The sequence below is a fragment of the Oceanobacillus sp. FSL K6-0251 genome, from assembly GCF_038004725.1.
GTDB lineage: Bacteria > Bacillota > Bacilli > Bacillales > Amphibacillaceae > Oceanobacillus > Oceanobacillus oncorhynchi.
Genome location: NZ_JBBORS010000001.1, coordinates 2,002,421 through 2,027,329, shown reverse-complemented (window position 1 = coordinate 2,027,329; position 24,909 = coordinate 2,002,421). Strand labels below are relative to the sequence as shown.

At 35.6% G+C, this 24,909-nt stretch carries 28 protein-coding genes; 5 read left to right on the top strand and 23 right to left on the bottom strand.

Annotated features, from left to right (window positions below; all coding sequences use genetic code 11):
• Positions 1 to 26 precede the first annotated feature (26 nt).
• The gene (locus tag MKY45_RS10295; protein WP_319022556.1) at positions 27 to 689 is read right to left on the bottom strand and encodes a reverse transcriptase-like protein; all 663 of its coding nucleotides are present in this window, start codon (positions 687 to 689) and stop codon (positions 27 to 29) included.
• A 362-nt stretch (positions 690 to 1,051) separates the two neighbouring features.
• Here MKY45_RS10295 and MKY45_RS10290 point away from each other — a divergent pair, with 362 nt between their 5' ends.
• Together MKY45_RS10290 and MKY45_RS10285 are read left to right on the top strand one after the other, a co-directional pair.
• A complete protein-coding gene (locus MKY45_RS10290; RefSeq protein ID WP_042533605.1) occupies positions 1,052 to 1,774 on the top strand; it encodes an ABC transporter ATP-binding protein in 723 nt (240 codons plus the stop codon).
• A complete protein-coding gene (locus MKY45_RS10285; RefSeq protein ID WP_341172894.1) occupies positions 1,752 to 2,933 on the top strand; it encodes an ABC transporter permease in 1,182 nt (393 codons plus the stop codon). The genes MKY45_RS10290 and MKY45_RS10285 overlap by 23 nt, the downstream gene beginning before the upstream one ends.
• A 186-nt stretch (positions 2,934 to 3,119) precedes the next feature.
• Here the strand turns inward: MKY45_RS10285 and MKY45_RS10280 are convergent, their stop codons facing one another.
• Positions 3,120 to 3,482, bottom strand: a complete 363-nt coding sequence (locus tag MKY45_RS10280) for an ArsR/SmtB family transcription factor (RefSeq protein ID WP_139089108.1) — start codon at positions 3,480 to 3,482, stop codon at positions 3,120 to 3,122.
• Between the two features lie 59 nt (positions 3,483 to 3,541).
• On the opposite strand from MKY45_RS10280, the gene MKY45_RS10275 reads away from it, so the two are divergent.
• Positions 3,542 to 4,909: an MFS transporter gene (locus MKY45_RS10275; RefSeq protein ID WP_256706143.1), complete on the top strand. Its 1,368-nt coding sequence runs from the start codon at positions 3,542 to 3,544 to the stop codon at positions 4,907 to 4,909.
• 294 nt (positions 4,910 to 5,203) lie between these two features.
• Here the strand turns inward: MKY45_RS10275 and MKY45_RS10270 are convergent, their stop codons facing one another.
• Positions 5,204 to 5,842, bottom strand: a complete 639-nt coding sequence (locus tag MKY45_RS10270; RefSeq protein ID WP_256706142.1) for a sugar O-acetyltransferase — start codon at positions 5,840 to 5,842, stop codon at positions 5,204 to 5,206.
• Between the two features lie 575 nt (positions 5,843 to 6,417).
• Positions 6,418 to 6,660 (bottom strand): hypothetical protein, encoded by a 243-nt coding sequence (locus MKY45_RS10265; protein WP_256706141.1) that lies wholly within the window; start codon positions 6,658 to 6,660, stop codon positions 6,418 to 6,420.
• A gap of 863 nt (positions 6,661 to 7,523) precedes the next feature.
• On the opposite strand from MKY45_RS10265, the gene MKY45_RS10260 reads away from it, so the two are divergent.
• Positions 7,524 to 7,688, top strand: a complete 165-nt coding sequence (locus MKY45_RS10260; protein ID WP_341172893.1) for a hypothetical protein — start codon at positions 7,524 to 7,526, stop codon at positions 7,686 to 7,688.
• 83 nt (positions 7,689 to 7,771) lie between these two features.
• On the opposite strand, the gene MKY45_RS10255 is transcribed toward MKY45_RS10260, so the two are convergent.
• The 6 genes from MKY45_RS10255 to MKY45_RS10230 all read right to left on the bottom strand — a co-directional run bounded on the left by MKY45_RS10255 (position 7,772) and on the right by MKY45_RS10230 (position 13,041).
• Complete coding sequence (locus MKY45_RS10255) at positions 7,772 to 8,323, bottom strand: hypothetical protein (RefSeq protein ID WP_341172892.1); 552 nt, start codon at positions 8,321 to 8,323, stop codon at positions 7,772 to 7,774.
• A 54-nt stretch (positions 8,324 to 8,377) separates the two neighbouring features.
• Positions 8,378 to 8,809 (bottom strand): hypothetical protein, encoded by a 432-nt coding sequence (locus MKY45_RS10250; RefSeq protein WP_256706138.1) that lies wholly within the window; start codon positions 8,807 to 8,809, stop codon positions 8,378 to 8,380.
• Positions 8,810 to 9,439: 630 nt separating this feature from the next.
• Positions 9,440 to 9,733 carry a TIGR04104 family putative zinc finger protein gene (locus MKY45_RS10245; RefSeq protein ID WP_256706137.1) on the bottom strand — a complete coding sequence of 98 codons (294 nt, stop codon included), beginning with the start codon at positions 9,731 to 9,733 and terminating at the stop codon, positions 9,440 to 9,442.
• 853 nt (positions 9,734 to 10,586) lie between these two features.
• The gene (locus tag MKY45_RS10240) at positions 10,587 to 11,180 is read right to left on the bottom strand and encodes a GNAT family N-acetyltransferase (protein ID WP_256706136.1); all 594 of its coding nucleotides are present in this window, start codon (positions 11,178 to 11,180) and stop codon (positions 10,587 to 10,589) included.
• 98 nt (positions 11,181 to 11,278) lie between these two features.
• Positions 11,279 to 11,848, bottom strand: a complete 570-nt coding sequence (locus tag MKY45_RS10235; protein ID WP_256706135.1) for a TetR/AcrR family transcriptional regulator — start codon at positions 11,846 to 11,848, stop codon at positions 11,279 to 11,281.
• Positions 11,849 to 12,159: 311 nt separating this feature from the next.
• The gene (locus tag MKY45_RS10230) at positions 12,160 to 13,041 is read right to left on the bottom strand and encodes a LysR family transcriptional regulator (protein ID WP_256706134.1); all 882 of its coding nucleotides are present in this window, start codon (positions 13,039 to 13,041) and stop codon (positions 12,160 to 12,162) included.
• Positions 13,042 to 13,154: 113 nt separating this feature from the next.
• On the opposite strand from MKY45_RS10230, the gene MKY45_RS10225 reads away from it, so the two are divergent.
• Positions 13,155 to 14,267 carry a citrate synthase/methylcitrate synthase gene (locus MKY45_RS10225; protein ID WP_332093637.1) on the top strand — a complete coding sequence of 371 codons (1,113 nt, stop codon included), beginning with the start codon at positions 13,155 to 13,157 and terminating at the stop codon, positions 14,265 to 14,267.
• A gap of 230 nt (positions 14,268 to 14,497) precedes the next feature.
• On the opposite strand, the gene MKY45_RS10220 is transcribed toward MKY45_RS10225, so the two are convergent.
• The 13 genes from MKY45_RS10220 to MKY45_RS10160 form a co-directional block, all read right to left on the bottom strand.
• The gene (locus tag MKY45_RS10220; protein ID WP_042533588.1) at positions 14,498 to 16,258 is read right to left on the bottom strand and encodes a putative ABC transporter permease subunit; all 1,761 of its coding nucleotides are present in this window, start codon (positions 16,256 to 16,258) and stop codon (positions 14,498 to 14,500) included.
• Complete coding sequence (locus MKY45_RS10215; RefSeq protein WP_341172891.1) at positions 16,255 to 17,049, bottom strand: ABC transporter ATP-binding protein; 795 nt, start codon at positions 17,047 to 17,049, stop codon at positions 16,255 to 16,257. Before MKY45_RS10215 ends, MKY45_RS10220 begins: the two co-directional genes overlap by 4 nt.
• A gap of 272 nt (positions 17,050 to 17,321) precedes the next feature.
• Positions 17,322 to 17,507 carry a hypothetical protein gene (locus tag MKY45_RS10210; RefSeq protein WP_256706130.1) on the bottom strand — a complete coding sequence of 62 codons (186 nt, stop codon included), beginning with the start codon at positions 17,505 to 17,507 and terminating at the stop codon, positions 17,322 to 17,324.
• 126 nt (positions 17,508 to 17,633) lie between these two features.
• A complete protein-coding gene (locus MKY45_RS10205) occupies positions 17,634 to 18,038 on the bottom strand; it encodes a DUF4064 domain-containing protein (RefSeq protein ID WP_256706129.1) in 405 nt (134 codons plus the stop codon).
• Between the two features lie 24 nt (positions 18,039 to 18,062).
• A complete protein-coding gene (locus MKY45_RS10200; RefSeq protein ID WP_256706128.1) occupies positions 18,063 to 19,013 on the bottom strand; it encodes an ABC transporter permease in 951 nt (316 codons plus the stop codon).
• Positions 19,006 to 19,929: an ABC transporter ATP-binding protein gene (locus MKY45_RS10195; protein WP_256706127.1), complete on the bottom strand. Its 924-nt coding sequence runs from the start codon at positions 19,927 to 19,929 to the stop codon at positions 19,006 to 19,008. The genes MKY45_RS10200 and MKY45_RS10195 overlap by 8 nt, the downstream gene beginning before the upstream one ends.
• A gap of 177 nt (positions 19,930 to 20,106) precedes the next feature.
• The gene (locus MKY45_RS10190) at positions 20,107 to 20,289 is read right to left on the bottom strand and encodes a hypothetical protein (RefSeq protein WP_256706126.1); all 183 of its coding nucleotides are present in this window, start codon (positions 20,287 to 20,289) and stop codon (positions 20,107 to 20,109) included.
• 13 nt (positions 20,290 to 20,302) lie between these two features.
• On the bottom strand, positions 20,303 to 20,494 hold the full coding sequence (locus MKY45_RS10185) for a hypothetical protein (protein ID WP_256706125.1): 192 nt from the start codon (positions 20,492 to 20,494) through the stop codon (positions 20,303 to 20,305).
• 18 nt (positions 20,495 to 20,512) lie between these two features.
• Entirely contained in the window at positions 20,513 to 20,743 is a 231-nt protein-coding gene (locus MKY45_RS10180) for a hypothetical protein (protein ID WP_341172890.1), read from the bottom strand.
• Between the two features lie 33 nt (positions 20,744 to 20,776).
• On the bottom strand, positions 20,777 to 21,526 hold the full coding sequence (locus MKY45_RS10175; protein ID WP_341172889.1) for a LolA family protein: 750 nt from the start codon (positions 21,524 to 21,526) through the stop codon (positions 20,777 to 20,779).
• Positions 21,527 to 21,643: 117 nt separating this feature from the next.
• A complete protein-coding gene (locus tag MKY45_RS10170; RefSeq protein WP_256706123.1) occupies positions 21,644 to 22,723 on the bottom strand; it encodes a LolA family protein in 1,080 nt (359 codons plus the stop codon).
• 3 nt (positions 22,724 to 22,726) lie between these two features.
• Positions 22,727 to 24,184, bottom strand: a complete 1,458-nt coding sequence (locus MKY45_RS10165) for a HAMP domain-containing sensor histidine kinase (RefSeq protein WP_256706122.1) — start codon at positions 24,182 to 24,184, stop codon at positions 22,727 to 22,729.
• On the bottom strand, positions 24,181 to 24,891 hold the full coding sequence (locus MKY45_RS10160; RefSeq protein WP_341172888.1) for a response regulator transcription factor: 711 nt from the start codon (positions 24,889 to 24,891) through the stop codon (positions 24,181 to 24,183). The genes MKY45_RS10165 and MKY45_RS10160 overlap by 4 nt, the downstream gene beginning before the upstream one ends.
• Positions 24,892 to 24,909 lie beyond the last annotated feature (18 nt).

Sequence of the window (24,909 nt, the reverse complement as noted above, 5' to 3'; positions counted from 1 at the left end):
AAGAAGCAGAGAATCCCTTCCCTGCCTCACTCCGCTAGTTCTTTTTTGCTTGTTATTTCCATCCCTTTCAATGCCTGACCAGCCAATCGATCCGCTTCCCGATTCTTTTTACGTGAAATGTGCTTATACTCCGGGATAACTCCCAATTGATTCATTTTATTTTCAATTCGATCTGCCCATTTTGTTAATTCTTCCTCATAACAAGGCCACTCTCCCATTAATTGATTCACAACAACCTGGGAGTCGCCATAGAAAGAGACAGGCAGATGATGGACATCCAGTCTCTCCAATTCCACCAGTGCCAAGTGCAATGCAGCATATTCTGCTTCATTATTCGAACAAAGTTCTTCCACCATTGCATTTTTTCGTAAACGGTAAAAGGTATTATTCTGTTGATAATAGATGGCACAGCCCAAACCGGAATGGCTTGTTTCGAGGTCAAATCCCCCATCAAAATAAACAGTTATATCATGCGGTTCTGTTTGAATTTCTTCCATCTGCTTACGTAATTCTTTTAAACTCCATGTATGCTCATGAGAATCGACGAATACGACATTTTTCATACGTCCCATTTTCCTTATATCTTCAACGATGAATAACGCTTTTGATGCCTCCATGTCCTCAGAAGTAAAAGCTGCAGTAACCCCTTTGGGTGTCTGATAGGTATATTCGATTCGTACTTTCATCATTTTGCCTCCGGTCTATATATCGGGAAACGAAAAACTGCTCTCTTTCTCCGATAGTATTTCCATAACCCTCTATTTATACATCTGTCAGAAAAGCGATAAGGAATGAAACACCAACAGTAGCTTATGTTTATCCTATCAGCCCTTTCAATAAAAAAGATACACAAAAAATGGATTATAAGCAAACCAGCCATTGCCACTTTCGGAGAAGCGACAGAATAGCGATCCGATAAACTTTGTATTTGTTGCAATCATTTTTTATCGTAAACCCAAGCAGTTTCTCCAAAAAGATTCTTGTCATCATAGCCTTACTCTGATATTATAATGAGTGAGTACTCACTTTTATATGAAAGGTGTTGTGTTTTATGATGCAATTATCCAATATGTCCAAGAGCTTTGGAAAACAAACGATTCTGCAAGATGTCTCCATAGATATTAGCGCCAATCAAATCACCGGATTGATTGGTCCTTCAGGTACAGGGAAAACGACATTGATTAAATGCTTGATGGGAATGGAAAAATACGATACTGGTTCTATCCAAATCGATGATACAGCGGTTCCCAACCGTAAACTTTTAAACAAAATCGGCTATATGGCGCAAAGTGATTCGCTATACCATGATTTAACCGGTTTGGAAAACATTCAATTTTTTGCTCATATGTACGGGAGGAAAATATCCAATAAGGCAGTTCAGTCCACACTGAATCTCGTCCAGCTTGAACAGGATAAAAATAAATTGGTAGCCCACTACTCTGGCGGAATGAAACGCCGCTTATCACTTGCGATTGCTTTAATTAATCAGCCTGAGTATTTGATTTTAGATGAGCCTACGGTCGGGATTGATCCCGTGCTTAAATTAAATATCTGGGATCAACTGCATGATTTGAAAAAGGAAAGTACGCTGTTAATTACGACCCACATTATGGATGAAGCCATGAAATGTGACCAGCTGTTATTAATGAAAAATAAAGGAATTGCAGCAAGCGGTACGCCGCAGGAAATATTAGAGAACTTTGGCGTCAGCGATATTGACCAAGTCTTTTTAAAATTGGAGGAAATCGAATATGCGAATGCTTCAGCTGATTAAACGAATTTGCAAACAGGTTCTACGTGATAAACGTACTCTTGCATTATTATTTCTGGCTCCTATTTTTGTCATTACGCTATTGAATTATATTTTTCCAGATCCGGATGACGAGGTAACCATCGCTGCAGTTAATGTCAATGATGAGGTAATCGATATTTTAGAAGGTAATGATATCATCGTAAAACAGGAAAACGAGATGGATATACAATCTTATCTGGAAGAAGGAAATGCCAGCGGTGTTTTAGAGGAAAAGGATGGGAATTGGACATTGACCATTCTGAATGATAACCCGATGGATGAGGGTCCTGCTATTCAGGGAAGCTCACAGGCTGTAATGGAAACAAATTTAAATGACCTTTCGGATAATATCGATGAGATGATAAGTAATATGAAAGATATGTCAGCAGGCGTAGAAGAAATGATGGAGCAGCTACCTCCAGAAATCGCAGAGAACATGGATATAAATATGGACACGAATATCGATACAGACATCGATTCTGAAATCGATATGGATGAAGACCCGATTACTGTAGAATATATCTATGGCGATGAAAGCAATACCTTTTTTGAAATTTTAAATCCCATTTTAGTCAGCTTCTTTGTATTCTTTTTTGTCTTCTTAATCGCCGGTATGTCGATGTTAAAAGAAAGAAGCAGCGGCACATTGGAGAAATTATTATCCACGCCAATCAGAAAATCTGAGATCGTATTTGGTTATTTATTCGGCTATGGGATTTTTGCTATTCTGCAGACAGCGATTATCATCCTATATTCAGTATATATTTTAGATATGGAAATCGCCGGTTCCATCAGCAACATGTTTATCATTAATATTTTATTAAGCTTCGTTGCCCTTGGGCTTGGTCTTCTGTTATCTACATTCGTCAGCAGTGAATTCCAGATGATTCAATTTATCCCGCTCGTCATTATTCCACAGATATTCTTCTCTGGAATGCTGAATGTAGATACCATGGAATCGTGGCTGCAATGGATTGCGCCGATTATGCCTTTGTACTATGCAGGAAATGCGATGATCGATGTTGTTTTAAAAGGATTTACATTTGGAGAGATTCTGGCTCCCCTCTCTATTTTGTTTTTATTTATTGTTGTTTTTGTAACGTTGAATATTTTGGGTATGCGGCGGTATCGGAAGGTGTGAGAATTTAATGTGATTGCTGCAGGTTAAAAAGAATACGGATTTGTTATAACTATTATCAATCGAAAACTCTTTCTCCGCTTTCATGGGAAAGAGTTTTCTTTATTCATTTAGCCTTAAAGAACCCACTCATTATCCCTGTTAAAAATAAAATGTTTAACATTTTTAATTTTAATAATTGATGCGTGGTTATCCTTTTAATATAAAATTTATCCAGGATTGAATCATTTCCAGTCTATCTTTATTAAACAGATAAAAATTACGTTTCCCCTCCTTGACTAAGTAAATAACATGAGTATTTTTCATTTCCTTGAGATGGTAAGACAATTTGGTATTAGAAATATGGATCCCTTCTTCCTGCAAAATCGTCAGGATATCCATTGGACAAAAGCCACCTTCTGCTTCAGATGAATCCGGAAAAAACTCCCTCCTTCCTTGATCAAATCGCAACATCTCAATAATTCGAATTCTAATTGGATCCTGAAGTACCTTAAAAATATCAGTAACATGAGTATTTTTCATAATTTTATTATAACATTTCCCTCTTGACATTTCAATTTTTTTTGAAATAATAGTTACAGTTCAAAAAAAATTGAAATAAGGTGATTTTTATGAAATACACACGTCGAGAAACAATAAGCTTAATCAGTATTTGCATCGGATCTTTCTTAATTATTCTAGATACAAATATCGTAAATATAATTATTCCACCTTTGAGAGAACAATTATATTTAAGCAATTTACAAACCTCTTGGGTCGTAAATAGCTATGTATTGGTATTTGCTTCGTTCATCCTATTTTTTGCCAGGTTCAGTAAACGAATAGGTGCAAGAAATGCCTTTATCACGGGGATTTCAATCTTTATGGTTGGTTCGCTATTCTGTGGTTTCTCTAACACTTATGAACAATTGGTAATCTCTAGGATTATTCAAGGAGTTGGTGCAGCTATGTTTGCACCTATTGCAACAAAGCTCTTATCATCGACAGTAACAGAGCCAAAAAAAAGAGCGACTGCCTTTGGTATATGGTCCGGAACATCAGGCATCGCATTTGCCTTTTCGCCGATGGTTGGTGGTTTTTTAAATGAATTGTGGGGTTGGCAAAGCACCTTTCTTATCAATATTCCTTTTTCTTTAATTGTCATCTGGACTGGACTTGCTGCAATCAAGGATACAGAAAAAGAAAAAATTCCGATGTTTTTCAAGGAACAGGTGCTGGTTGCATTGTTTATCTTAATTTTCGTATTTATGATACAGGAATATAAAGTAATCTATCAGTTACCGCTGTTATTTACTTTAGGAGGAATCACTTTACTAATTTTTGGATATGCATATAGTATCAAGTTTAGAAATAATCAGACACAAGTAATAGAGCGGCAACTATTCACAAAACAGAATGTTGCCAGCTTAATAAATGGATTTACTTATAATTTTTCAATCTATGGAGTGATGTATTTCCTTTCTATTCATTTTCAGGAACATTTATTTTTGTCTTCGCTTGAGACGGGTGTGAAATTTTTGCCCTTAACGGTTTCCGGTATGCTAATATCCTCATTTTTGTCACCTGTTCTGGTCAATAAATTAGGACAAAAATGGACTCAGCAGCTATGCTTATTGGCTATTATTGCAGGCAGTATATTTTTGTTTACCTACTTCACAATAGCAGCATACTCTGTTTTTATTTTAATTAGTTTTATTCTTTTCGGTTTTTCTGGAGCTATAGCTCCCGTATTAATGAATGCAGCTTTTTTATCAACGGGAGAAAAATATCATAATGAAATTTCTTCATTAGTAAACCTTGCACGTCAAATTGGCAGTATTTTTGGTGTAATAAGTGTTTCAATTATATTGGATATACTGGCAAATACAACGACCATTCTTTACTTTCTAGTAGTGATTATATTTATCTCATTCTTTGCTTTTCTATACTTAGCATTTGCATACAAACTGAACAATCAAAAATCCGGAATGCATGAATAAAGCCGCCACCTGGAAATATAAGCTTTCAAGATATGCAGGTGTTTTTCAAATAGATTCCTTTTTTATTTTGATAAAAGAAGGGCTGTTACATAATCAATTACCTGATTATGTAACAGCCCTCAACTCAAGTCAAATTGTACGAATACGATTCTATTCTCACTCAAAATATAGCCCATTAATTACTTTAGTGAGTAGAATATTTTCTTAAAACTTGATTACAACCACTACGCCAATTACGTTTGCCCCGCAGTATTAAACGGGAATCTGTAAGGCCTTTCATAGTCCGAAATATTTTTATTCTATAATTCTATTATCGTCCAAAATTTCCGGCTTATGTTTCATGCTGTCCAGTTCCGTAATTTCTCTAATCACTCTGCATGGGTTGCCAGCCGCAAAGGTATTGCTTGGAATGTTCTTCACAACAACACTTCCTGCCCCAATTACGCAATTATCCCCGATTGTTACTCCCGGACAAACAACCACATTTGCTCCAAGCCAGCAATCATTACCAATTTTAACCGGTTTCGCATAACACATATGCTTAGGCACACCGTCTTTATCCATAATGGCGCGGCGTTCATCTGGAAGCATTGGATGTACAGGCGTAACGATCGTCACATTTGGACCAAAATCACAATGATTGCCAATAACCACCTCTGCATCATCTTGAATGGTTAAATTAAAATTTGCAAAAAAATGATTACCAATCTTTGTATGTTTTCCGTAGTGAATATAAATAGGACCTTGCAGACGGCTGCTCTCTCCAATTTCATGGAAAATATTTGAAATGAGTGCTTGTCTCTTTTCCGTTTCATCTTCGAACGTGCGGTTATATTCGGAGCATAGGTTATGAGTTCTCAGCTTTATTTTTTTTAAATCCGGTTCTCCAGGTGAAAAAAGGGTACCTTTAAAGATTTTTTCTTCTTCTCTCATTTTTATTCTCCTAAGTGGAATCTAGCGCAGGATCAACAAGTTTGTTCCAATCGCTTTTTCCTGTAATTTTGTTTCAAAAGTTCATTCTACAAACAGACAAGCCAAACATAACAAGTGCTATTCATACTAAAAGTCACGATTGTCTGCCCATTGGTACTACCAAGGTATTGTAAATGACCAAAATTCGATTGCTTTTCTCACATTTAAGAATAAACAGTCTTAAAAAGATTTGAAGCCTACTTCAATGACTTGCCCAGTTTTGGTAGGGTGGCATTTCATTTTGCCATCTTATTATTTAAGTTCATTCTTATGCAATATTCGCACTTATTATAACATAATTCCATTGCTTATTTCTCACGCTGATTCACTTGCTGTATATCACTTTAGTAAACTAGTAGTTGTTTAAATGCTAATGCATTATAGGTATTTCTACCCCCCAGCATCTAACTTCCAGGCTTTTCTTTATCTTTAGGTTTGTTCATAATAGTCAGGATAAATTATTTATGATTATGGATTATCATTCAACATAAATCCTATCGCCATAAGAATCGGAACTAGCAAAATAAATAAGAGAATTAGAATTGGCAGTAAGATACCAACATATTTTTTACCCCTTTTTCCTTTTGTTTCATGGCAATCGTGCTTCCAAAAATCCCTAAAACCAAGAATATAATTCCCATGAAAAAGATAAGTTGTATGCCAATTATGACAATCCCTTGAGGTGTCTCAGGAGCAACTACATAGGAAGCTATTAAAAGGATTAAACAAATTATGCTCGATAACATAGACAAAAAACCATATTTTTTCTTTAAATTCATTAGTTAGCCTCCATTTGTTATGCTTTCATAAAAGAAAGAATAACTTGATTTGGCCGGTAACTGACAAGTTAATGATTGATAAATCATTATTTTTTATAAAAAGCGTTGTAAATCAATTTGTCATAATCGTCGATCCAATACTTAAAAAAAGTGGTTCAATTCATCTGCAGCAATTATATGATACTTTTTTAGATTCATTTACTTCTTTCCCTTTTATGATAAATTATCACAAATAACCACTTTATGTAAACACTTACATCCCAAGCTGCCTATCCACCCTTATCGAATCTCCGCTTCCTATTGGTGAGATATGTGTATTGGAAAATCAAATATTCTTTTTAAAGAAATATTATTGCTGGGTACCGTGCCCCCTATTATTATACGCTTATTTAATTACTCCTTCTTTTTTACTGGTTCCATTTCTTGTTGTTCATAAAAGTCACGTATAGTATATGCACTGGAAGATTTTACTGTAAATCGTGAAAAACTTGCTAAAGAACAAAAAGAAAAGAAACAAATACAAGCTATTTTTTATGTAAAGAAAAAATAATCTTTATATGATTTACAGCAACAAACATGTGAAGTAAACTATTAGTAGATTCATTGGTGGGTTTCTTCTTTTTCTTTGGTGACAAAAGGAGAGGTGATTCTAGCTTTTTTTAAAGAAATGCTTTCTAGAATCCAATGTAACTAATAAGAAATACTGACTAAAAAGCATAATAATTATTCTCATTTAAATAGATTCGATATAGCTATTAAAGACTTATCCAGGCTTTTAAACTATGATGTTGCTCACATCTGAAATCTATTATATTTAAGTATCTTTATTTCAACCTAAAACAAAAAGAGTGGAGTGGTTAAAAATGTATATGAATAGTTTTAGTTTGATAGGTACAATAATTTTTATTATTGTAGTTATATTAATTGTTTTTGTTTTAAAGAAATATTTTAAATCAAAAAGAAAATTAGAGCAAGAAAATCATAATTTAAAAAAAGAACTTAATGATTACAAAAATAATAATTTATAATTTAACAAAATAGAATTATGTATTATGTTTTACATCAATTAAAATGTGGAAGAGAATTATGTAAGTAAATATTTCAATTATTTTTAAGGAGGAAAAATATTTATGTTCAAAAAGTTCTCAATGTTAACTATTTCCTTATCCATTTCTTCCTTGTACATATCTTTATACGTGATGGAAAAGATATCGCCATCTTTGTTAAAAACGCGCAATAATTCTATATACGCATCATACTCTCCAGGCTCTGCTAGTGTAGATATCAAAAGAATAAATTCATCCTCATCGAAGTCTATCATTTCTACGTCAATCTCTTCATATTGAGATTGTATCCCGCTAATGAACTCCTCAGAAAACTCTTCCATTGTTGAATAATAGTTTCCAAGGCCGACGATTACCTCCATCGTTAGTATTCTGTTCACATCATTATCAATAAGTAGGTCAAGGTTTGCAGAGCCTTCCCCTTCCTCATAATAATCCACTGTCAGCTCTTCGTTTATCGAACTCAAGTCTATCTCTTTCAAAAGGGCTGCATAGTCTCCTTCTAATTCATCAATGGATGTGACACCCTCACTAGAATCAGGGATATCTTCCAGGATATTGCCATATTCATCAATATAACTGATTTCGGTACCAGCCATCGAATAGATTTTCCAATGTCTGTCCTCTTTCTGTAGTGAATACAGTATCGTTTGTTAATAGTTATGTATGGACTCATCTTCAAAATATGTTTCTTGTGACGTATAGATAATTGCGTTATCTTCCTCTTTTTCCTCCAAAGCGATATCTGTAATCCATGTTTCCCCGCCTATATCCATGATGCTTGTGAGTTCTCCCTCGACATCTTGCATTATTGGCGATTCACTATGAAAATAAGACAAAAACTTATCCTCATCCTCTTGATTTTTAGCCAAAATATGGTTCCTTATAACATCAAATAACTTTTCTTGTTCGGGGTCTTCTACATTGGAAGAGGCTTCCACTTCCTCACTTAATGTCTCTTCCTCATCTGCTGTCTTTTCCTGATTGTTTTCTTGATTCTCAGATTGTGTCTCATTATTATTGCAAGCAATTAAAAATAAAAATAGAACAAAAATAAGTGCTGTAATACTTCCTTTTTTCATCATATCTTTCTCCTCTCTATTTAATATAAATAGTATATCGCAGACATTCTCAAATTGAATCGTATTTTTTCTAATTTTTAGGTTTTGAGTTTTTAATTTCTTTAGCTATAGAGGACTTCTTCCCTTTTCCACCCTTATAATTGGTTAATTGTATATGAAAATAGTTAATATATTCTATGATGACAAAGATGTAAACTAACACAGCAACCAAAAAGATATAGGATTTCCGTTCCAAGATAAATATATCCATAATTACTATTAAAGGCATTATACATATGAGGACAAAATTAACTTTCTTCAAAATGGTAAGAGGTGTATAGAGATTGGGTAAAACCGCTCTTTTACTTTTCAGCCTTTTCCACTTGATAAATCAATAAAAACTCCCCTGTAATAGTATAAAATTCAGGATGAATAGTGCATAATTCAATGAATAGCTTTGATTCAAAGAAAAATTATTAAAATATGTAAAGCAAAAAACTACTACTGCAAAAAATTCTCCAGTAAATAAATACACGAGCCTTTTCTCTAAACTTTTGTTTGCTCCACTTTCCATTACAACACCTCTTTATTTCCTGTTACATCCATTAAATTGTAAACCTATTAAGAAATTTCATTTAATAATATTCTCTGAAATTAAACGATAGGCTCTTCGTTTTCTGTAAACTTATAAAAATAAGGCGCAATGATTAAAAAAAGAAGTATGATGAATAATCCAATAATAATCATATTTAATGTGGAGAGTTTAACAAATAAATTTAGCATAAAGATAATTGTCATTGGTATAAATCCGAAAAGGCTGGTATTAAATCTGCTTTCTTTGGTTAGAAACTGTTTCTTGCCGCATACTGGACATTTTTGCTTCCATGGTAAAATAATCTCCCGTAATTTAAAATGATGCTGGCAATTCCAGCAATGAGGAAGTTTCATTTTGAATTCATCTCCCTATCTTTACAATCTTTTCCTTCGTTTATTTTATTGTAACATGAACGCTTATCTGTTTAATTCGACCTGTTATTTAAAAGCAGCCTTTTATTTATTACCACTTTTCTTATTGACTAATTTTAATTGCAAAAACCTAGTCCAATGAAAAGCCAGGTTTAGATTACAATATTGAATGTTGATTATCAACATCTTGAAAATCAAATAAATTAGCCTCTACATGCTTTGTCATCACACCATTTTAATCGCGCTTAAAAATCAGTTATTGATTTTTGAATTCAAGTATTCAGCAACTTCATCGGGCACTTTAAAACTTAATGAAAGACTTTCCAGATCAAATTTAACGTTAGGAACATCTTTATAAGTTATCATCGTAGCAACCTCATTTAAACCATCATTGTGATTTTCTGACTCCCCAGTTTAACAGTATCTTGTTGATACATCTGATAATAAGATTTGGAGAATATCCTGGTTTGGCTTAATGGTCGTATTCCTTTTCTCCTGGGAAACAGGCCTTGGATCAACTGTCAGTAGAATGATTAATTAGCATGAATGAAAAAACACTAAAAAATCAAGTTAGAATTTATCCCCACTTATTTGAGTTAGGATAAGTGGGGATAATCATATTTTTTATCTGGAATCAGCGTTTTAAATCATCTTTAAAATGCTGATCAGCAGATAAAAACATACCAATAAGTATCAATAAAGCGTATAAAGAAAAATTAAATTTCCATTATAAACTATACACGTTTCTATAGTTTTACTAGTTTCATCAAAAAATTTTTCTACTCTTTTTTAAACGAAATCATTCATCATAAAGAAACATCTCTAATGTTATAATTTATACCTCCAGCTTCATATAAATACGCTCCTTGAAACCTTTAAAAGAAGAAAATCGCTCTTTTTTCCTTTCCATATCGATAAAACCCAGTTTGACATACATTTGATACGCTATTTTATTCGTATCAATCACTTCCAAAATAAACCGCTGATAAGCGGTATGATATAATACATGCTTAAATAAAGCGGTAGAAACTCCTTTACCTCTAGCTTTTACTGAGGTGGCGACACATTCAATATATCCCGTATCATCCTCATATGGAAGCTTCTTATTAAAATCGTCTTTCATAAAGTGATATCCTAGATTTCCCTTCACAAGACCAAAATGCTCTTTTAATGTAGTTCGATCAATGTTAAGTCCACGCGCTTTATTATCGGAACAAGCGAGTAGGCCTACAATTTCACTATTTAGTGTAGCCAGGTAGAAAACCTCTGGATGTAACATTTTTTGAAATGCATCCACTAATTTTTTTCGGTCTTTTGAAAAAAAGCCTAATTCTTTTTTATAACCATCCACAAACACTTCAGCGGCTTCTTTTCTTACGTCGCTATTAAAGTCTTTCATTTGCTTCACTTCAATTAAAGCCTTTTGCATTTTACTCCACTCCTTCTCTTAATTTGTATTTTTTAAGAATAAAACTATTTTGGTTTTATTAGTTTTACCAAAAAAAGAGGATAAGTCATAGACCTCTTTTATTCTTCTTTAGAAACCAACCCGTATAAAATAATATCAGCAATTTGCGATAACGCTTCCGTAAGGGAAATATCGTTTACGATATAGAACTGCTGATCTTGAGCTGTTTCTACTGCTCCTCTTATCATCTTTACAATTAAGGCTGCATTTTTATTGGAGATTATGCCTTCACGAATTCCTTGCTCAATTAAAGCGTCCATTTCATCCCAGTCTTTTGTATATATTTTAGATAATTTCTCCCATTGTTCCGGGAAAGAACGTTTAATTTGTTCTAACGTTGGCCGATCAACAAGTTCGATATGAGTCGGTAAACTGATAATCACTTCTTTTATCTTCTCAGTTATTGGGATCTCATCATTTTGTAAAATTAATTCGTTTTTTTTATCCACTTCAGCAAAAGCGTCTTCAATTAGTGCATCCAGAATATCTGCTTTCGATGAAAAATATTCGTACAGCGTACGTTTACTAATCCCCAATCTTCGTGCAAGATCATCCATTGTAAATTTAATCCCATTTTCTTTTAATTCTTCTGCAAAAGCTTGAATGATACGATATTCTATTGTAATCACCCCTCAAAAAAAACCAATTAAACTTTTTTAGTTTTTTCGTTTCATCAATTAGTATATATGTTGTGTCATATTGTTGCAAGGGATTCTTCATTGTAGCTTTTTGAATAACGCTGTAATAATAGTTAAACTGTAGTTAACGTCATCAATTAAAGCTAAATATACTCCATAAGGAATTATTTTTCTTTCTAAGCATTCAATATTTGGGTGCCAACCTTCCAATTTCCTTTCTTCATACTATGTCCATTCTTTTGTGTTGCAAAATTACCTATTTATCATTTTCTTTTTTATGGATCCTTACCAATCTAAATATATTAATACGAGAAATATTCTCCAAGAAAATCTTGGAACAACCTGTTTTCTTCTGTATCCGCACGAGTAACGATATAAGTAGATGCCTTTGGAAGCTTTAACTCCGGTGTTCTTACTTCCAGTAATCTCCCTTCTATTAGTTCCCGATTCAAAGCGATTTTAGGAAGAAAAGAGAAACCTAGCCCTTCCTCGATAAATTTTTTCGTAATGTGGACCTGTGTAACAACCATAGTACGTACCTTGTGATACTTTACATGGATCGCATTTAATAGATCATCCCAGTATTCTGGATGATTATAGGTGAATAATGTCTGATTTTCAAATAGATCATGAATATCAATTGGCGGGCTGCTTTCTAAATCACCGCCATCATGGGAGCATACGCAAATCACATCATCTTCTTTTATTTTCTCCACTTGCAATGATCCTTGTACGGGGTTCATCTGCAATAATCCGAGATCTGCTTCTCCTTTTTCAATCATTTCGCTTATTTCCATTGATTCTTTTATCTGCACAATCACTTCCACATCCATGTGCCGCTCCATAAATTGTCTAATAATATATGGAAGAATGGAGGCAGCTAATAATGGAGAAATAGCGATGGTTAACTTTCTTTTATACCCTTGTTCCCAAGCCAGTAAATCATGAGTTCCACGGTCATAGCTGGATAATATTAACCGGGCATGCGGCAAAAATCGGCGTCCAGCTTCCGTAAGAATGATATTACGTCCAGACCGGCTAAAAAATTGTGTGCCAATATCTCTTTCAAGCTGTTTAATATGTGCCGTTACCGTTGGCTGTGCCATATATAGCTTTTCTGCCGTTTTTCTAAAATTTTCACTTTCTGCAGCCATAATAAAGGTCCGTAACCAATTTATATTCATCTCTTCCCCCTGATTGATTATGATTTTTAATCATTTAGTTAATAAATAACTAATATTCATTATTATATATCTCATTTATAATAGACACAAATAGTAAAAATGGAGGAATTATAATGAATTTTCGACCTGGTCTTGAAGGTATTACAGCAGTACAAACCAATTTGAGTTCTGTAGATGGTGAAAATGGCCGCTTGATTTTTCGTGGATACCATGCAGATGAATTAGCTCGTAAGTATACGTTTGAAGAAGTTATCTATTTACTCTGGTATGGGGAACTGCCGGCACAAAATGAATTAAAAAAATTGAAAAAGCAGCTTCATGAAGCAAGAAATTTACCGGAGTACATCATTCGTATTATTGATGAATTACCAGAAGATATGGAAATGATGGCTGTTTTAAGAACAAGTATATCTTCTTTGAAAGCGAATCCAGAATGGCCGCCAACATTAGAAGAAGCAACCCGTATCACAGCTATCATACCAACTATACTTGCTTATCGTTATCGATCTTTACACCATTTAGAATTTATTGCGCCTAATCATCAATTAGATCATGTGTCCAATTACTTGTATATGCTTACTGGTAAAATACCGAAAGACGCACATATCAAAGTTTTAAATGCTTATTTTATTCTTACGGCAGAACATGGTATGAATGCCGCAACGTTCACGTCCAGGGTAATTGCATCTACTGAATCTGATTTGTTTTCTGCCGTTTGTGGAGCAATTGGTGCTATGAAAGGGCCATTACATGGAGGTGCACCAACCGGTGTCATGTCAATGTTAAACGAGATAGGTACAATGGAAAATACCGAAGATTGGTTGAGAAAAAAACTAAATAACAATGAAAAACTGATGGGGTTCGGACATCGTGTTTATAAAACAAATGATCCCCGGGCTGAGGCATTAAGCGATGTCATTGAAAGTTTATCGGCTAATGATGATTGGTTTGCCCTTGCAAGGTATGTGGAAAATACCGCAATTCGCTTGCTTAAAGAATATAAACCTGGACGAAGACTTTATACCAATGTTGAGTTTTATGCAGCAGCTGTTTTCAAAGCTATAGATCTGCCGGAAATGCTGTATACACCAACATTTACTGCAAGCAGGACAGCCGGATGGAGTGCTCATGTTCTGGAGCAAGCAGAAAACAATCGGATATTCCGTCCTCTTTCTGAGTATACTGGATCGAAGAATATGATTAATGAAAATACCCAAAGAGGCTAAGAGAAGACTAACCTCTTGGGCAAATACTGCACTAAAATATTAATCGATAAACTCTTAAATGTTCGTAAACATTATAAAGTGAAACTTCCTTCAGCGGGGTTCTTTCATCCCCTGCTGAAGGAAGTTTCGCCTTATCTAATTCATGTTTACCGAACATAAAATAGTTATATTTACATTAACTACTGCTCTATCTTTCAGCAAAATTGGCTTTCTCACTAAAAAAATAAAGCTTAATACAAACTTTTTCCAGATTTCTGTTTAAACAAAGTCTTTCCACTCGTCTCACTCACTATATCAATAGTAACACCACGATTAATCCGCTTCGCACTCTCATACAAGAACAACCACGCAAGACCAATAGACAATACGAACATCAGCAGCAAGCCCAGACTGATTACGATCACTGGATTACTTGCTTTCCATGTAAGTAAAACGCCAAATAAACTAAATACGAAACCGAAAAATCCAGAACTTTCCGCGCCCAGATCAACAACAAATGGAGCTGCCTCACCAGGTACGAGCATTAATGCGTAAGGGATGCTTAAAACAGCCAAATACACATATGCCAACAATAATAGAAACATAGACGTTCCAAAGGTTAACCGCTGCTGGGGATTGCCCGGATTAAACCGTGCACCAATTGTTCCGATCCAAATGCCGATGGAGCTGATTCCGATGGTAATTCCAGCTTTCACCACAATTCCAAAGATGAACTGCCACCATGCCCAGCCAAGAAATACTCCTACAATACATTCCAAGATCGTTAAAATAATAAATGGCAGCAGCCAGCTGATCCATAGCTTTCCTAAGGCAATATCGCGGCCTGATAATGGGAGCGTGCGTAAAATCCACGCAGACAATCCTTCCCGTGCAATAGCCGCAGCAGCAAGCTGTCCGTTAAACAATGCATAAATAAATAAAAAGAAGCCTTGAGCAATGGGCCATGAAATATCATTAAATCCGCGAAGATCACTTAAGCGGATGCCACCACTGAAGAAACCAATAACCGGAAAAACGATGAAAAAGGCAAGCGGTAAAAATGTCATCCATTCTCTCATATCACGCTTAATGGAAAACCATTCTTTCTTCCCGATCGCAATAACTGGATGTGATACACCCTGCGCACGCTCTTTTTTAGGTTTACGCTTTTTCTTTTTCCCGCTTCCTTCACTTAGTCTAACCCAACCCGTGCGGAATCCTTTTTCAACTAATGTCGTCGTAAGTAAAATCAACACTCCGGCAAAAAGTATCAATAAAATCATTGGCAGGAAAAAGCTCATTGAACCATTTGCTGCCTGAATTAATGCATCACTTCCCCAGCTTACCGGTACCCAATCCGGTAAAACTGGAAGCCCTGCCATAAGAGACTCTGATAATGAACGGTTATTTGATATTTGCGGTAACATAAATATCAAATAGACAAACAATCCTGACAGAAAGGTCATCGCTGTCATCAATTCATTTGCTCGTCTTGCAGGAATAAGCTGTATGACAACCAAATTAAGCAGGTAGGCAATGGAAAGCCCAATGGTAGCCGCTGTAAACAACATACATACAAGTACGAAATAATAGATAATATTTGCGCCGCTGGCCACCCCATAAGCTGTAAGTGGTACTAAAAGAAATAAAAAAACAGTCAAAGGTGCGCCGATAAAACTTTGCATGTACTTCATTATAAAAATTTGTCTCGTTTTAATCGGCATGGTGAACAGAAACTCTAAATCGGTTGCCGAGTACAAGTGTTTAAACACTTCTGGCATCCCGATTAAAATAATCATTCCAATAATCATTAACAAGCTGAAAGAAAAGATCCCATCTAAAATGGGCTCAGTCACCGAACCGGCAATGTTCCATATCGCCTGAGAGACAAAAAACAACAGAACAGCCAAGACTGCAAAAACAAAAAGATAGGCAAAATAATTTTTAAGATTTTGTGATTTGAGTGTATTTACAAATATTCTGCGCTGATTCTTGAGCAAAACCTTTATCATGATGGACCACCTGGTTGATTTTCTTTCGCCATCTCCTCAATAATCGCTTCTTGGTCATCACTGCCTGTTAATTCTAAGAAAATTTCTTCAAGACTTCCCTCTGTACGTCCGTCTTTTTCCCTTAATTCATCCATTGTTCCAAGTGCGATGATAGCACCATCTGAAATAATACCGATCCGGTCACACATCTGTTCCGCGATTTCAAGAATATGTGTTGTTAAAAACACCGTCATGCCTTTATCGCATTCTTCTCTGAGCAAATTTTTAAGATTCCGTGCACTTTTAGGATCAAGCCCCACGGTTGGTTCATCTAAAAATAAAATTTCCGGATCATGGACGAGTGCTCCACAGATTGCAATTTTCTGCTTCATCCCATGAGAATATCCTTCTATTAATTCATTAGCCCGGTCCGTCAGTCCAAATATGGACAGTAACTGCTCCGCCCGTTCTTTAAAATGATCCGATGGTATTTGAAATACAGACGCCACAAACTCCAAATACTCCCAGCCTGTTAATTTCGGATATAAATTTGGCTGGTCTGGAACATAAGCAATCTGCTTTTTCGCTTCAAGCGGATTTTTCCAAATATCATAACCATTTATTTCAATCGTTCCATTTGTTGGCTCAAGCAATCCAGTCATCATTTTAATCGTCGTTGTTTTTCCTGCCCCATTTGGCCCTAAAAATCCAAACAGCTCCCCTTTTCTCACTTCGAAATTAATCTGTTTGACAGCAGCTTGATTTCCATATTTCTTTTCAAGCTCTAAAATTTTGATGGATCGTTCACTCATTTTTTGCCTCCTTGTATATCCCATTCATTTATTCGGTAAAAGAGTAACTTTAATTTTCTGCTATTTCTTCAACAATCAAATCAATACATTTGTTATTTGTTTTTTTATACAATAAATATTATTAACTTTCAATTAATTCTTTCAAATATATTCCGCTAATATTTGTGCATTATTAATTACTCAGCACCCTAATTATTACAAATCCTGCCCTGCGTGTAAAATAGTTTAAAGTACGATACTAGCTTTTTAAATAGATTTCATCATGCCATAACTTATTGATTTTTCACGTCTCTCCAATGACTGACAATAAGCAGTGCAGCGATAATTGAACAATTAATCATCAAACCTGAATAAATTTGCCAGCCTAGATTACCCGTATGATGAACAATTTGAAAGATAAAATATGGGATTAGCAGCATACTTACTGCAAATATGACATATGTAATCTTATTATTCACTTTTAACACCTCCGCTTCCTCTTTGCTTCATCAATTCCTTTCATTTCGCAGTTAAATAATAAAACTCTAAAGCTGTCATCAAATATATCCTTCCTTTGATGACAGCTTCTTCTCTTTAAAATACTCTTATAGAGTCCCTTGCTTCCGAACCAGACACATAATACCGCTAATAAGCAGGAAGATGCCAGGAATAATACCAAACCCTACGGTAACAATCGATCCTAAGATAGAAATCACAATGAAAATCGAACCTGCAATTTTCGGCTGTTTATTCCCTTTAATCAAGAAAATCGCTGCAAGGCTTAAAATAATCGCGAGGATAGAAGTAATGAGAAGCGCCCACCCTCCTGCGCCCATTCCTTCCATGACCGTATTCAGATCATTAAGACCCATTTCTGGATTTTGCTCTACTACTTCTTGAAGGAGGTCTTCATTATTTTGCAGAAATAACATAAACCCGCCTAAAGCTGCAACCAGTCCATATCCGACCATTCCAATGACACCTAATACAATTTCAACCGTTCTTTTCATTATCTTTATACCTCCCTAAATCTCTTATTGACCTGCAATATCTCTCTTCGTAAATATTCCCCAAGAAGCTGCTAAAAACACTACAAAATAAACAAGTAAAACCATGATGGAAAACGGCAACGTCATCCCGTCCACCCAAGGTGCGTCATTCGCATATTGGCTTAAATCTGTGTTCGCAAATAAGATATATTTAGCCCATGCATACTCCGAGAAAAAACTGACAATGGAATTCCCAGCCATCATTAGAAATACCGCTGTTCCAATGGCAAGTGCACTATTGCGGAAAATGCTTGAAATCATAAAGGCAAAGGTTGCCATCATTACTAAATTAACGAGTTTATAGCCATAGTTTGTAATTATCTCATGAATAACCGATACGTATTCCAAACCGCCGACCTTATCCATGACGATTTGCGGATTTAATCCTTCCACACCAAAGAACACGGCACCAATCACCCATGAAAAGACAACCACAAATAACAGTGTAATCAAAGCGAATAGCAGGACTGCCAAATATTTGGATAATAGTATTTTTGATCTGGAGATAGGACGGATAAGTAAAAGTTTTATCGTACCCCATCTAAATTCATTCGCAACAATCCCTGCTGCGATAATGATCGTTAATAAACTTACGATGGACAGCATGATGTTCATCTCCATCACAAATTGCCACGCATCATACCCCGCCGGCTGAATATCATTTTCTAAATAGTAATTGTTTTGCTCAATCAAACCCATATTAAAGTCTTCCAGGAGCTCTTCCTCTTCCATCTCCTTCGTCAGCTCTTCATTCTCTTCCTGCAGCTCCGCACGCCATGAATCCTGACTGTAATCCTCTCTTACGTCACCAAAAAAGCTTGTTAACATGCCATATCCCGCAATAATAACTGCTAAAAGTATGTACATGATCCAGGTTGATTTTTGTATATATATTTTATTTATTTCGTTTCGGATTAAATTCACCAGGTTACTCAATGACATTCTCTCCAATCAAATTAAAGAATTTTTCTTCTAATGTCGCTCTGGATACTTCTACTTGATAAATCAAAATATCATTTCGCACGAATGTTTGAATGATATTAGGAATTTCTTCTCTTTGACTTTGAAAGGATATGAAACCATTGGTGAGAACGGCCTCTATAATATGCTCTGTGCTTAACAGTTCTATTGCTTTCTCTGCAGGTGTTACTTCCATCTGAATCTGATGGGAATTCTGCTCTGTATCTGCTGCATCATGAACATTTTGAATCGTAATAAGCTCTCCATTTTTAATAATTCCAATCCGGTCACACATTAATTCGATTTCTGATAAGAGATGACTGGAAATAATAACTGCAACATTTTGCTCTTCAGCCAATCGTCGAATATAGTGTCGTATCTCTCGGATACCTGCAGGATCAAGCCCGTTTGTCGGCTCATCTAAGATTAAAACAGACGGATTATGTAATAAGGCTTGAGCAATCCCTAACCTTTGCCGCATTCCTAGCGAGTATTTGCCGACTTTTTCTTTGATCGCCTTTTCCAGGCCTACTAAGCAAATAACCTCCTGTATCCGCTCCTTCCTGACATCCGGAAGCATACGCGCAAAATGTACCAGATTTTGCATCCCTGTCATAAACGGATACATTTCTGGATTCTCAACAATGGCTCCAACCTCTTTAATAGCCTCCTTATAATCGTTTTTAATGCTTTTGCCCAGTATCTGTACGTCTCCACCGGACATTTTTATCAGACCTACCATCATTCGAATGGTTGTTGTTTTACCCGCACCGTTTGGGCCGATGAAGCCAAAGACTTCGCCTGATTTAATCTCAAAATTTAACCCTTTGATAATTTCGTTTTTTCCAATTGTTTTCTTTAAATCAATTAATTTCATTGCTGTGTTTTCCAAAAAGTTCCCTCCGTGAAAGCATAGTTATTTAGTTCATTATTACCGTAATTTCTTTATAAATGATCAAACCTGGTTAGCCGTTTTGCAGGATTTCTTTAACTGATAAAGTATGTGGCGCCAAATATGAAACAGCCAGCAGTTTTTTAACGTTCTTAGAATAACTTAACGAGATTATTTTTAAAATGAGATTGTTTCAAAAAGCGGAACCATCAAAATAAGTGTAGATAAGCAGCCCGCAGACATTAACAAAGTAATTCGTTTTCTATTCTGCTCTTTTGAAGATTTTGTAAGCTCCCAGGACACTGCACTCCATATAACGATTGAGATAATAGCTGTTACAAGCGTTACCTCTGTTGACATTTTTGACATCTCCCTACTTTTCATTTATTTTCCGATTACGAAAAATACCATAAACAGCTAAAGTTAATGTAAACAAACACAATACCGTTAAAGCAATAGCAGCTCCTCTATCATCACCGTAAAGACGATAAGCAGAAAAACCGTTTCCTAATGTATTGATGAATAAAGCGACAATAATAAGCGGATGTATCTTTACTTTTTTCATGGGGAATCACCTCTTTTTTCAAGGTTGTTTATTTAAGTCCGAGTTCAATACCATACTTTCCGTTCTCTCTATCATTTCATTTTTCTCAACTTCGGAACCAATCATAATGATGGAGTACCTTAACCCCTCTTCATCCCAAGTAATACTATTGACAACCTTTTCATAGGCCGCCTTCCTTCCCCGAATTTCCACATCAGCTTTTTCAATTTCCATCCCTTCAGGAGAATGAAAAATAGATAAGTAGAACATTGGCATATCCGCTTTAGAATAATACGTTAAATTTTACTCGTCACGCGTTATTATTCCGTCGATGTGATGCATTTCGATATCCTTTAAAATAAACTCATCTTCAGGAAACAGATAAAATGATTGTTTAAGAATTTCTTCTGCCTCCGCTAATGTTACTGTATCTGGAGCAAATGCTTCTAAATCCTTTATTTCAACATCATCTGGAATATTCAAAGTGAAGGTATCTTCTGCAAATACTGGTGATATGTCGATTTTCTTATAGTCCAGTTCCGTTCGAATACCGCCCACTTCGGAAATCATTTTAATAATAAATCTAGTTTTCTGATCCACCCACAAGTCTGTATCTCCAAATACATGATCAGAAATTTTTGCTTTTGCTTCTATATGGAATGTATCAAAATCTAGTATTTTTTCTTCTCCTATTATTTCAAGTGCATGAGTATCCTTCGTGATGCCCATCATTCCATTCATTTTCCCTGTAGAATCATGTGATTCTACATCTCCGTCTGCTGTTATATCCATCTCAAATGCGCGATGATTATATTTATCATAGATAATTGTTTTTGCACCATCATTCAAGACTTCCGTTCTTTTATCTTCCCCTTCCAGCTGGTCATGTGTAATGGTTTTTCTTTTGCCATTTGCGACGTATTCTTCTAAAATACTGTGCTCCATTAATTCTGTTCCTTGATATACTTTTGATTCGGATAACGTATAATAATGATCCATTCCTTCTCCTGCTTCAACCGCCTTGCGCATGATTTCTTCAGCAGATATGTTCATATCTTTTCGCCTCCTGATTTGGTAAAAGGCTGCATACGGGCCTATGTTCTTTTTATATACATTGGACGGTATGCAGCCTTTTTGATGTGGAAAATGCATTTGAAAAACTGATCTCTTCTATTGTTCTGAACTTAATATCATCTCTTCCGTCAACTCCAAAATTTCTTCTTCCATATCCGGATCATTAATCAGTAAAGAATAACGCAAACCATCTTCATCCCAGTAATAATTGTTGATGGATTCTTCATATGCTGCAACATTCCCTCTAATTTCAACATCTGATTCTTCTATTTCCATGTCCTCTGGAGACTCAAATATAGATAAATTAAACATAGGTATTTCATCATCTGATATATAGGTTAAATTTAATTCTTTTCTCTGCAATTCCCCGTCTGAACCATATAGTTCAATTTCGCCCAAATGATAATCTTCTTCAGAAAACATATAGAAAGCTTGCCCAAGCTCTTCTTCTGCTTCTTCTACGGAAATAAATTCAGAAGAAAAATTATCCTCCATATCTGTAATTTCTATCTCTTCCGGAATATCAAGTGTGAATGTATCTTCTGTAAAATCAGGCGAAAAGTCCAGCTCTGTATAAACTGATTCCATTTTAGAATCACCTGTTTCTGAAATGGTTTTTAGAATTATCCACGTTTCCTTATCTACCCAAATCTCCATATCTCCCATTAAACTATTCGCTTCTTTCGCCTCCAGCTTCATATGAAAGGTATCTCGATTCAATAATTGTTCGTCTCCAATTACTTCATAGTCATGAGAGTCTTCCATTCCAGCCAGCATATTTTGAAAAATCTCTTTTGGACTGATTTGAATACCTTCGAAAACGGATGTATCCATTTCCTGCGCTGTTCCGTCACTTTTATTATACATCACCATTTTTTCACCATTATTAAGCGTCTCTATTTCCTCTTCCCCGGCTTCCGTATCCCCACGCATGACTATTTTCCGATCATTGCCTGAAGTGTATTCTTCCATTACCGATTCCTCTATGATGTTTTCTCCTTCATGTACTGTCATTTCAGATTTCCCATAAAATTCATCTATTTCCTCTACCTCTGTTTCCACCACATTATGAATAATCTCTTCAGCAGATACCTCCACATTTTGTGAACATCCACCTAATACCAGAAACAAAATACTAGCTGCTATCAAGCTTGCTTTCCATCTAAATTTAGACATAATTTATCTCCTCTCTTTTATCCAGCAGGCAAACAACGTTCCTTTTCCTGCTGTTGACCAGATATTTATTCTTCCTTCATGATTTTCCATAATAAATTTTGCAATACTTAAGCCAAGGCCTGAGGTTGTTCCTTTCCCTCTGGAAATATCGTCTTGATAAAATGGTTCAAATACTTTTTTCATCTGGCTTTCTTCCATTCCTTTTCCTTCATTTTGAATCAGAAGTACCGTTCCATCTGTTCTCCACTGATTTACTTTTTCTTTTAATTCAGGGAAAATCCAATCTGGCAGTGATTTTGTTGATGCTATTGCCCCTATCCAAATTTCACCATGCTCTGGTGTATGACGAATACTATTATCCATGAGATTATCTACCAGCCGAATCATTTGTTTTGGATCCAATTCATAAGCGTTTCTAACATGCCATTCAGTAGTTAACTGAATATTTTTCTTCGCACAGGGTTCTTCATAGCCTGAAAATAACATGTCAAAAAACTCTTCTCCATTTACTTGCACCGGTTGGAGAATATTCTTAGAGGATTGCAGTGCTGTGAAAATAGATAAATCATCAATCAATTGCTTCATATGATTTAATTTATCATTGAGAATCAATTGGTATTCTGTCCTTTCTTCCTTTGATAAATCATGATTTTCCATAGCCTCCGTATAGGTGCGGATTACCGTCAGAGGTGTTTTTAAATCATGTGATAAAGCAGCTACCATATATTCTTTTTCTTCCTGCTGTTTGACAAGTTCCTCTCTTGTTTCCGTAATTTGTTTTTTCATTTCCTCAAATTGGTTATTTAATTCTCCTATTTCATCTTTTGATTGATTTAGTTTTTTATCTGTATTTTTCCCAACAGCAAAAGCTTGCATATGCGCTTGCAACTGATGCAGCGGGCGATTCAGTTTACGGTTTATCGCTCGTATGACAATAACATAGAGCAGAATGAAAAAAATCCCTGAAAGAATGATTGTAAGTAATAGCTGCTGATTGGAGGTCTCAACCCAATCCGTTCTTCCTTGTGTAATTTCGTAAACACCAGTCAGCTGTTCATTCTCATCAAATACAGGCCTCTTATACACATACGTTTTTGGTCGTCTCTGCATCTCATTTAGATTTTTAAGTATTCTATCCTGATTTTGTAATGAATAATATCCAGTATTCCCCTCCATCGTTGAGAATACATGAAGGCCATCATAACGATATAAATCGATGCTCAGATTATCATCACCAATCTCTGTTAATTCTTGAAAACGGTTATTATCCAAAGATTGATATAAAGAAACATCATTCAAAGTCTCATTTAGATTGGAAACTAGTATTTGAAAATCAACATATTCTTTTAAATTTTCTTCCTGATTATAACTCTGTAAACTGACATAAAGCAGATACACCGCCACAACCGGCAGCAGCATCACCACAAGATGACTCACCATCAGCCAATTTTTAATCTTCATGACATCGGCTCTCCTACAAAACGATAGCCTGCTCCCCAAACCGTTTGAATAAATTTCGCCTGCTTTCCAGTGTCCTTTAATTTCGTGCGAAGACTCTTAATATGCACGGTCACCGTATTATTACCGTTCACATTTTTCAGCTGCCAAATATGCTCATAAATGTGTGCTTTCTCAAACGTAATAAACGGATTCCGGGCAAGTAAGAATAAAATTTCCTTTTCCTTCGCCGTCAGAACAAGAAGCTCACCCTCCAAAAATACTGCGTCATTTAAGAAATCAATGGCTAATCCATGTGCATACTGTGACATTTGCGCATCATAGCTTTTGCTTGTATAACGCTGGTATCTTCTTAAATGTGATTGGACCCGCGCTGTTAATTCCTTGAGACTGAACGGCTTGGTTAAATAATCATCTGCACCTAAATTCAGTCCGCGTATTTTACTGTCATCCTCTCCTTTTGCACTGACGATTAATAAGGGTACATCGCTTTCCAAACGGATTTTTTCACACAGATCATAGCCATCCATCTCCGGCATCATCAAATCAACAAGTATGATGGAAAAGTCACCTGCTTTAAAATCCTCCCAGCCTTCTACACCAGTAGATGCCCATGTCGTTTGAAACCCTTCCCTGTCCAGATGATCCTTCATAATCCGGGCAATTTCATAATCATCTTCTACAATTAAAATGTTTGTTCTCTCTTCCATTGGAACCCCTCTCTCTGA